This window comes from Nocardioides sp. (genome assembly GCF_035703625.1).
GTDB lineage: Bacteria > Actinomycetota > Actinomycetes > Propionibacteriales > Nocardioidaceae > Nocardioides.
On the sequence record NZ_DASSXS010000193.1, the window covers coordinates 1 to 9364 of the forward strand.

7 protein-coding genes are annotated in these 9364 nt (G+C 73.6%); 3 read left to right on the plus strand and 4 right to left on the minus strand.

The features are described 5' to 3' along the window. On the minus strand, nt 1–704 hold a 704-nt coding region (locus tag VFN12_RS09515), incomplete at its 3' end, for an ATP-dependent helicase (protein ID WP_325118410.1). Nucleotides 705–781: 77 nt separating this feature from the next. Between VFN12_RS09515 and VFN12_RS09520 the strand changes: the two genes are divergently transcribed. Then, nucleotides 782–1030 (plus strand): mycoredoxin, encoded by a 249-nt coding sequence (locus VFN12_RS09520; RefSeq protein WP_325118411.1) that lies wholly within the window; start codon nt 782–784, stop codon nt 1028–1030. A gap of 62 nt (nt 1031–1092) precedes the next feature. Here VFN12_RS09520 and nudC read toward each other — a convergent pair whose 3' ends face one another. Further along, a complete protein-coding gene (gene nudC, locus VFN12_RS09525) occupies nt 1093–2016 on the minus strand; it encodes an NAD(+) diphosphatase (protein ID WP_325118412.1) in 924 nt (307 codons plus the stop codon). A 44-nt stretch (nt 2017–2060) separates the two neighbouring features. Here nudC and deoD point away from each other — a divergent pair, with 44 nt between their 5' ends. Further along, nucleotides 2061–2780, plus strand: coding sequence for a purine-nucleoside phosphorylase (gene deoD, locus VFN12_RS09530; protein ID WP_325118413.1), 720 nt, complete (start codon nt 2061–2063; stop codon nt 2778–2780). On the opposite strand, the gene VFN12_RS09535 is transcribed toward deoD, so the two are convergent. Further along, nucleotides 2755–5934, minus strand: coding sequence for an ATP-dependent DNA helicase (locus tag VFN12_RS09535; protein WP_325118414.1), 3180 nt, complete (start codon nt 5932–5934; stop codon nt 2755–2757). The genes deoD and VFN12_RS09535 overlap by 26 nt on opposite strands. Further along, nucleotides 5931–9161: an ATP-dependent DNA helicase gene (locus VFN12_RS09540; protein ID WP_325118415.1), complete on the minus strand. Its 3231-nt coding sequence runs from the start codon at nt 9159–9161 to the stop codon at nt 5931–5933. Before VFN12_RS09540 ends, VFN12_RS09535 begins: the two co-directional genes overlap by 4 nt. A gap of 42 nt (nt 9162–9203) precedes the next feature. On the opposite strand from VFN12_RS09540, the gene VFN12_RS09545 reads away from it, so the two are divergent. Further along, on the plus strand, nt 9204–9364 hold a 161-nt coding region (locus VFN12_RS09545; protein ID WP_325118416.1), incomplete at its 3' end, for a CoA transferase.

Here is a 9364-nt window from a genome sequence, read left to right on the forward strand (position 1 = left end):
GCCGACTGGAGCGGTGACACGTCCTGGAACTCGTCGACGACGACCCGCTTGTACTGGCGGCGGACCTGGGCGGCGACGCGTTCGTCGTCTGCCAGCAGTCCGGCGGTGAAGAGCAGGACGTCCTCCATGTCCATCCGGCCCTGGGTGCGCTTGACGTCCTCGTAGGTGCTGAACACACGGGCGACGACCTCGGGTCCGTGGCCGGCGACCGAGCGGCCGCGCGAGGGGGCGATCCGGGGGTAGTCGTCGGGGTGGACGTTGCTGACCTTGGCCCACTCGATCTCCGAGGCCAGGTCGCGCAGCAGCGCCTGGTCGGCGTCGATCCGGCTGCGCCGGGCGGCGGTGGCCAGGATCCCGATCTTGGACTCGGTGAGCGTGGGCAGCTCGGTGCCGTGGACGTGGGGCCAGAAGTACCGGAGCTGGCGCAGCGCGGCGGAGTGAAAGGTCCGCGCCTGCACCCCCGGCGCTCCGAGCCGGCGCAGCCGTCCGCGCATCTCACCGGCCGCCCGGGTCGTGAAGGTGACGGCGAGGACCTCGGTCGGCTCGTAGACGCCGGTCGCGACGCCGTAGGCGATCCGGTGGGTGATCGCGCGGGTCTTGCCCGTGCCCGCGCCCGCGAGCACCCGGACCGGACCCCGGAGGGTGGTGGCGACCTCGCGCTGCTCGGGGTCGAGAGCGGCGAGCAGGTCGTCGGCGTCGACCATGCGGGAACAACACCTCCGTCCGGGCGGTTTACCCTCGTGTGCCAGAAACCCTAGACGTCCGAGGGGACACGCCTGCGATGACCGCCTTCACGATGTACACCACGCCCTGGTGTGGCTACTGCCACCGCCTCAAGGGGCAGCTCGACCGGGAGGGCATCCCGTTCGAGATCGTCGACATCGAGCAGACGCCGGACGCCGCGCAGATCGTCGAGTCGGCCAACAACGGCAACCAGACGGTTCCGACGCTCGTCTACAGCGACGGCACCGCCCACACCAACCCCTCCCTGGCCCAGGTGAAGCAGAAGCTCGAGGCGCTCGCGTCCTGACGCTGACCCGCCCGGGTTTCGAGACGGTCGCTGAGCGACCTCCTCAACCACCGGCCTCCAGGTCACCATCCTCCGGGGAGGGGGCCGCCGTACCAGTGCTCGATCAGGGACGACGAGATCGAGACGCTGCGCGGGATCAGCACCTCCCCGGCCTCGATCCCGGCGCGGAGCTCGTCGCGGGTGAACCACCGCGCCTCCTCGATCTCGGCGCCGTCGACGTCGAGGTCGCGCGTGATCGCCCGGCCGACGAAGCCGAGCATCAGGCTGGCGGGGAGCGGCCAGGGCTGGTTGCCGAAGTAGACGACCTCGCCGACCTCGACCCCGACCTCCTCCGCCACCTCCCGGCGTACGGCGTCCTCGAGCGTCTCACCCGGCTCGCAGAACCCCGCCAGGGTCGACCACCGGCCGGCCGGCCAGACGCGTTGACGCCCCAGCAGGATGGCCTCCTCGGCGGCACCCTGCTCCCCGTGCGTGATCGCCATGATCACCGCCGGGTCGGTGCGGGGGAACTGCTGCCGGCCGCACGAGGTGCAGGCGAGCTCGTGCCCGGCCGCGCGCGCCTCCAGCGGCCCGGCGCAGCGGGGGCAGAAGCGGGTCGCGAAGTGCCACTCCGCGAGCCCGATCGCGTGCAGCAGCAGCGGGGCCTGGTCGTCGCCGTCGGCCAGGGTCGGGAGCAGGGCCCGCAGGCCGACCCACTCCTCACGTTCCCCCGGCGCGCGGGCAGGGTCGACGATCAGCGCGAACCAGGTCCGGCCCGCGCGCTCGCCGAGCAGCACCCGGGTCCCCTCCTCCGGCGCCTCGGAGGGCGCGACCCAGACCACCTGCCCGTCGACGGGGCGGATCCGCGAGCCCGCGACGACCAGGACCCGCGTCCCCGGGTCGTCCCAGCGTCGGTCCAGCCACGCGTCGTCGGTGCGGAGCAGGCCCTGCCGGTTGTGCGCGTGGGCGGAGAGCGCGACGTGCGGGAAGGTTCGACCGGGGGTCACGCGGATGAGGCTATAGGGGCCCCGGCGAGGTAGTTTCCCGGTACGTGAGCACCCACATCGGCGCCCGCCCCGGCGAGATCGCGTCCACCGTCCTGATGCCAGGCGACCCGCTGCGCGCGAAGTGGATCGCGGAGACGTACCTCGACGACGCCAAGCTCTACAACGAGGTGCGCGGGATGTACGGCTACACCGGCACCTGGCGCGGCGAGCCGGTCTCGGTGCAGGGGTCCGGGATGGGCCAGCCGTCACTGGCGATCTACGCCAACGAGCTGTTCGACGAGTACGACGTCCAGACGGTCATCCGGGTCGGCTCGTGCGGGGCACTGACCCCCAAGCTCGCGCTGCGCGACCTGGTCATCGCCTCGGGTGCCTGCACCGACTCCTCGATGAACCGGATCGCGTTCGAGGGCCTCGACTACGCCCCGGTCGCCGACTTCGGCCTGCTCCGCGCGGCGTACGACGCCTCGCAGGCGACTGCGGCCGAGGGTCCCTCCGTGCACGTGGGCCTGATCTTCTCCAGCGACTCGTTCTACGCCGCCCGGCCCGAGCTCACACAGCGGATGGTCGACTACGGCGTGCTGGCGGTGGAGATGGAGGCGTCCGCGCTCTACACGCTGGCCGCGAAGTACGACCGCCGGGCGCTGGCGATCTGCACGGTGTCCGACCACATCGTGACCGGCGAGCAGACCTCGTCGCAGGAGCGGGAGAAGACCTTCGGCGACATGGTCGAGATCGCCCTCACCGCGGCGTTCGCCCAGGGCTGACCAGGGTCTCCAGATCGGTCCGTCCCGGCAGCTCGGGCGGCTCGATGACCTCGCCGGTGCGGACGTAGTAGAAGGCGGCCCGCACCTGCTCGACCGGGACGTCGTGCAGCTCGGCCCAGGCCAGGCGGTAGATCGCCAGCTGGAGCGGGTCGGAGGTCGCGGCCTGGTTGGTCTTCCAGTCGACGATCAGGAACCCGTCGTCCTCCTCGTAGACCGCGTCGATCCGTCCGCGAACGACCTGTCCGTCCAGGACCAGCGCGAACGGCGCCTCCACCGCATGGGGCACCCGGGTGGCGAACGGGCCGGCCTCGAAGAGGCCGATCAGCTCCTTGAGGTCGGAGTCGTCGTCGATCCCGGCATCGGCCCGGCCCGGCAGGTCGCCGTAGTCGAAGAGGTCCTGCTGGCCGAAGCGCGCCTCCACCCAGGCGTGGAAGCGGGTGCCGAACCGGGCGGCCGACGAGGGAGGCCGCGGCATCGGGCGGGCCAGGTCACGGGCGAACGCCTCCGGGTCGTCACGCAGCCGGGCCAGCGCGGTGGCGGAGAGGCTGCTCGGGAGCGGCACCGCGATGTCGCGGCTGCGGTCGGCGCGCGCCTCGGAGAGCAGCCGGTCGAGCTCGTCGTCCCAGTCGGCGGCCCGAGCCGCCTCGATCATGTCGAGCCCCGCGTCGGCCGCGGTCGGGTCGGCCGCCCGCACCCGGCGCGCGGCCTCGATCCGCAGCGACGCCTCCACCCCGGCCTCGGTGGCCGGCCACGGCCGGGAGGGGTCGACCGCGGCGTAGGGGTTCGGGTCGCCCTTCTGCGGCCTGGTCAGCCAGCCCTCCACCGGCTCGCCCCACTCCTCGAGCTGCCCGCGCACGACGTCCTGGTAGGACGAGGGGCCGAACGGTGTGGCCCGCGGGCTCCAGAGGTACGACGTCACGGACAGCCGGTGGGCCGCCCGGGTGAACGCGACGTACCCGAGCCGCAGCTCCTCCTCCGCGTCGTGGGCCCGGGTGTCCGCGCGATAGGCATCGAGCGCGGCCTTGTCGTGGCCGGCCAGCTGCGGCAGGTCGTGGGCGTCGCCGCGCAGCGGGGCAGGGAGGATCGACGGCGAGGACGTCCACAGCGTCCGTGACCGGTTGGACGGGAAGCGGGTCTCGCAGACGCCGACCAGGAACACGGAGTCCCACTCCAGGCCCTTGGCCCGGTGGACCGTCAGCAGCTTGACCGAGTCGGCCTCGGTGGGGGTGGCCACGTCGAGCCCGTTGCCCTGGTCGTCCTCGGCGGTGAGGTAGGCCAGCAGGGCCGGCAGCGAGACGTCGCCGTCGACCGCCTGGAACTCCGCGACCGCCTTGACGAAGAGGTCGAGGTTGTCGCGGCGGGCAGCGGCCGACGGGCTGACCGCCGAGGCCAGCTCGACGTCGGTGCCGGTGGTGTCGATGATCCTGCGGACCACGTCGAGCAGCGGCTCGCCGACGTGGGCCCGGAGCATCCGGAGCTCCCCGGCGAGCAGCGCGAAGCGCTCGAGAGCCTCCTCGGAGTAGGGGCCGTCACCGGGATCGGCGAGCGCGTCGTCGAGCGAGGGGATCTCGGCCGGGTCGATCCCGTCGGCGACGGCGAGGAGGTGGTCGGTGATGGACTCCGCGTCCTCGCCGCGTCCGGAGCGTCCGGCCAGCTCGTGGGCGCGCCGGCTGAGCAGCCGGAGGTCGCGGGGGCCGATCGCCCAGCGCGGGCCGCTCAGCAGCGTCAGCAGGGCGGCGTTGGCGGTCACGTCGTGGAGCAGCCGGAGCAGGGCGACGATCTCGGCGACCTCGGGCAGGCGCAGCAGCCCGGACAGTCCGACGATCTCGACGGGGATGCCGGCCCCGGTCAGGGCGTCGAAGACGTCCTCGGCGTGGGAGTTGTCGCGGGTGAGCACGCCGATCCTGGACCAGGCGTCGTCGTGGGCGTCGCCGACCGCGTCGACCAGCCAGGCCAGCTCGTCGGCGTGGGTCTCGAACACCTGCGTCGTCACGGTCCCCTGCTGCGCCTCGGGCTTGGGCTCGAGCGGCTCGACCTGGGGGTACTTGTCGTGGAGCGGGGTCGCCAGCCGGTTGGCGACGGCGAGGATCCGCTCGTCGGATCGCCGGTTGACCGTCAGCGGGTGGATCGGCACCGGCCCCGAACCGGCGGGGAACGTGGCCCCGAAGTTGAGGATGTTGGACACCGACGCCCCGCGCCAGCCGTAGATGGCCTGGTTGGGGTCGCCGACCGCGGTGACCGCGTGGCCACCGCCGAACAGCCGGGAGAGCATCACGGCCTGCGCGACCGAGGTGTCCTGGTACTCGTCGAGCAGCACCACCTTGAACCGCGACCGCTCCAGCTCGCCGACGTCGGGCTGCTCGGTCGCCAGCCGGGCTCCGAGCTCGATCTGGTCGGAGAAGTCCATCAGGCCGAGGTCCGCCTTGAGCCGTCGGTAGGCCTCGACCAGCCCCAGCAGCTCGGTTCGTCGGTCGATCGCCGAGATCGCCTTCTCGATCGGCTCGCGGTAGGTCTTGCGGTCCTTGCCCGCCTGCTCCTCGGCCAGCGCCCGCGCGAACTGCTGCCGGGCCTCGGCGTCAAGGTCACGGACCCGGCTCGCCGGGACGAGGTGCTCGCTCATGGCCGAGTCGAGGGCGAGCAGGCTCTGGATCGCGGTCTCGGGGTGGTCGGTGAGGTGACGGATCTCGCCGGTGAACCGGTCGACGGCTCGCGCCCCGAGCTGGTAGCGGGCGGCGTCGGTGATCACGCGGGTGTCGGGCTCGTGGCCGATCCTCAGGCCGTGGTCGGTCAGCAGGCTCGCGGCGTAGGCGTTGTAGGTGGCGACGGTGGGCTCGAGGACGTCCTCGCCGTCGTCCTCGCTCTCCTCGAGCGCGCCGGCGGCACGGAGCGCGGACCGGATGCGCTGCCGGAGCTCGCTGGCGGCCTTGGTCGTGAAGGTGAGGCCGAGGACCTCCTCGGGGCGGACCTGGCCGGTGACGACGAGGTAGACGACGCGCGCGGCCATCAGGGTCGTCTTGCCCGAGCCCGCACCGGCGATGACGACGGCCGGCGACAGCGGCGCCGAGATCGCCTCCCACTGCTGGGGGCTCGGTGCGTACGGCGTGCGCATCACCCGGGCCAGCTCCTCGGGCGTGGTGATCTGCCGGGTCGTCACAGGGCGGTCACCGCCCCCGCGCTCTTGATCGGGCAGATCGGGACGAAGTCGCACTCGCGACACTGATCGCCCGCGCGGGCCGGGAAGCTCTCGGCACGCACCAGCGCCGCGGCCTGGGCCAGCCGGACCCGCAGCTCGTCGCGCTCGGGGCCGTCGTCGGCCTGCACTCCCTGCGGCTGCACGACGGCCTCCGGCTTGTTGTTCTCGAGGCCGAGCTGGACGAGCTCGGCACCGCCGGACGAGGCGGGTCCGCCGGTGAGGGCGTCGACCGCGCCGCTGTCGACGGCGTACTGGTAGAGCCCGAGCTGCAGGTGCTGCTCGACGGACTTGTTGGTGGGCGGTCGACGCCCGGACTTCAGGTCGACGACGACGACGCGTCCGTCGGCGTCGAGCTCGAGCCGGTCGGCGTAGCCGGTGAGGCTGACCTGCTCGCCATCGGCCAGCTCGACCACCGTGGTGAACCTGGACTCGGTGTCGAGCAACCGGCGGGGGTTGGCGTGGTGCCACTGGAGGAAGCGCCCCAATGCCGCACGGACCCGCTCGTGCTCGCGCTGCTTCGACCAGGGGGTCCGGAACTCGAGACGGTCCCAGACGTCGTCGACGTGGGCCATCAGCAGGTCGACGTCGGTCGGACCGGCGTCGAGCTCGCCGGTCGCGACCCGCTGGGCGAGGGCGTGGAGCAGCTCCCCGAGGTTCGCCGACTGGTGGGCGCGAGCGACGCCTCCCGCCTCCCGTGCCAGGAACCACTGGGTCGGGCACACCCCCAGCGAGTCGAGCATGCTCGCCGAGACCGGCACCGGCCGGTCGGGGTCGCGCACGGGCTCCACCGACCGGGTGGCCGCCCGGGTGCCCCACCAGGTCGAGGGGTCGGCCGCGGGGACGAGCAGGCGCGTGCCGACCGACTCGGCCGCCAGCCGGGCCAGCCTCCGGGCCGCGGCGTCGCGCAGCGGCTCGCTGGTGGCCGGGTCGGCGAGGGTACGGCGCAGCTCGCTCACCAGCCCCGCCATCGACAGCGGCCGGGCCGGCCGACCGACGACGTGCTCGACGTTGACCCCCAGCTCCTCCAGGAAGCGTGAGGGCTGCTCGCCATCGTCCTCGGGCGACTGGACGGCCGTGACGACCAGGCGCTGGCGGGCACGGGTGCAGGCGACGTAGAGGAGGCGGCGCTCCTCGGCCAGCAGCTCGCGGGCCGTCACCGGCGGCACCACCTCACCGGCCCCGATCCGGTCGGCCCGGAGCAGGGTCGAACGGCGCCGCAGGTCGGGCCAGCCCTCCTGCTGGACGTGGGCGACGACCACCAGCCGCCACTCGAGGCCCTTGGCCCGGTGGGCCGTGAGGAGGCGCACCGCCGCCCCCCGGGCTCCCCGGTCGGCGAGCGTGTCGGCCGGGATCTGCTGGGCCACCAGGGTCGCGAGGAACGCGCGCACACCGATGTGGTCGCGGCGCTCCTCGGCCCTGGCCGCGACGTCGAAGAGCGCGCAGATCGCGTCGAGGTCTCGGTGGGCCCGGCGGGCGGTCCCGCCCCCGAGCTCGACCGACCGCCGCAGCCGCCGCGGCCAGCCGGTCCCCGACCAGAGGGTCCACAGCAGCTCCTCGCTGGTCGCCCCGTCGGCGAGCCGGGCACGGGCTGTCCGGAGCAGGTCGATGAGCGCCCGGGCACGGCCCGCCTCCGGTCCCTCCAGGTCGGCCAGGAAGCCGTCGTCGACCACCGCCCGGCGGACCAGCTCGCGCGAGGGCAGGGGGGGACGCTCCTCGGACCTGGCGCGTTCCTTCTCGCGGGTCCGCAGCGCGCGAGCGAGCCGACGCAGATCGCCGGCGTCGAGGCCGCCCAGCGGGCCCAGCAGCAGCGCCTCGGCCCGTCCGGCGTCGATGTGGTCGATGTGGTCGTTGCTGGACTCGTCGTCGAGGTTGACCACCGCCCGGAGCGCGTCGAGCAGGGGCAGGACCGCGGGGTCACGGACGAGTGGCAGCTCGTCGCTGGCGACCTCGACCGGCACCCCGGCGGCGCCGAGGGCGCGACGCAGCGGCGGGATCGACGTACGGCCGGAGCGGACCAGCACCGCCATGTCGTCCCAGGGGACGCCGTCCTCGAGATGCGCGCGCCGGAGCAGGTCGGCGAGGTGCTCGGCCTCGGCCCGCTCGGTGTCGAAGGTGCGGACCGAGACCCGGCCCTCGCCCAGGCTCCCGGCCTCGGCCACCGGCCGCAGGAACGCCTCGCGTGCCTCCCCGGGGATCGAGCCGGGCAGGCCGAGCCGCCCGGCCACCCGCTGGGACGCAACGAGGATCCGCGGGCCGAACCGGCGCGTGGTGCGCAGGGCGACCACCTCGGCGGGCCGCCCGTCGGCCCTCGGGAACTCGGTGGGGAAGTCGAGGATGCCGCGCACCTCCGCGCCCCGGAAGCCGTAGATGGACTGGTGGGGGTCGCCGACGACGGTGAGGTCACGGCCGTCACCCGCGATCGCCCGGAGGAGAGCGACCTGCCCGGGATCGGTGTCCTGGTACTCGTCGACGAAGACGTGGCGGAACCTCGCCCGCAGCTCCTCGCGATGGGCCTCCGCCTCGATGGTCGCCCGCCGGATGAGGTCGGCGTAGTCGATGGCGCCCTGGTGGTCGAGGTTGGTGAGGTACTGGTCGAGGAAGAGGCCGGCCGCCACGAGCTCCGGCAGCCCCTCACGCTCCCCCAGCTCGCGCAGCCGGGCGCCGTCGAGGCCCTTCTCCCGGGCCCGCGACAGCATCGCGTGGACCTCACGGGCGAAGCCGCGGGTGCCGACGGCGCGGTCGAGCGCCTCAGGCCAGGTGACCGACTCCGGGTGGTCGCTCAGCAGCTCGCGCAGGACGACGTCCTGCTCGGGGGCGCTGAGCAGCCGCAGCGGCGCCTCGTAGAGCTCGGCCGGCGAGTAGCGCCGGATCAGGCCGTAGGCGAACGAGTGGAACGTCGAGCTCATCGCCGTCGACATCGTCCGCCCCACCCGGGCGGTCACCCGGTCGCGCAGCTGCTCGGCCGCCTTGCGGCTGAAGGTCAGCGCCAGCACCTCGTCGGGAGCGGCTCCCTCCGCGATCCGCCGCGCGATCGCCTCGACGAGGGTGGTGGTCTTGCCAGTGCCGGGACCCGCCAGCACGAGCAGCGGTCCGCCGGCGTGGTCGACCACCCGCTGCTGGTCGCCGTCGAGGGTCGGCACCTCCGGCGCCGCGGGGTGCGGCACCAGGTGGTACGACGTGGAGACCATGCCCCAAGACAATCATCCGGCTCCGACACTAGGTTGGAGGACATGACCGAGGGACCGCTGTCCGACCTGCTCGTCCTCGACCTGACCCGTGCCCTGGCCGGCCCGCACGCGGCGATGATGCTCGGCGACCAGGGCGCCCGGGTGATCAAGGTCGAGTCCCCGTCCGGTGACGACACCCGGTCGTGGGGGCCGCCGTTCGTGGG

Excerpts from the sequence above, each read along its gene's own strand:
- VFN12_RS09540 (WP_325118415.1), bottom strand. The coding sequence starts at position 9,161 with ATGGTCTCCACGTCGTACCACCTGGTGCCGCACCCCGCGGCGCCGGAG.
- VFN12_RS09520 (WP_325118411.1), top strand. The coding sequence starts at position 782 with ATGACCGCCTTCACGATGTACACCACGCCCTGGTGTGGCTACTGCCAC.